Here is a 233-nt window from a genome sequence, read left to right on the forward strand (position 1 = left end):
ATTCATGATCGTCCGCGAGAAGCTGACAACCGTGTAGAAATTGGTCACTGGGAAGGTGATACCGTGTTAGGCAAAAGCGGAAAGGCTTGTGTCGTTACATTGGTTGATCGAAAATCTCGTTACCTGCTTATTGGTAAAGCTGCTAAAAGAACTTCAGAAGCAGTCACGGATACTTTGAGCGACTTAATGAAGCTATGGCCTGGTAGATCGTTAACGATTACCCCGGATAGGGG

The 233-nt window shown here is 45.9% G+C and carries 1 protein-coding gene; it reads left to right on the forward strand.

The features are described 5' to 3' along the window. The coding region (locus FC85_RS03880; RefSeq protein ID WP_157051264.1) for an IS30 family transposase at positions 1 to 233 on the forward strand (233 nt) is incomplete at both ends.

Source organism: Lentilactobacillus diolivorans DSM 14421 (genome assembly GCF_001434255.1).
In the GTDB taxonomy this organism is placed as follows: Bacteria; Bacillota; Bacilli; order Lactobacillales; family Lactobacillaceae; genus Lentilactobacillus; species Lentilactobacillus diolivorans.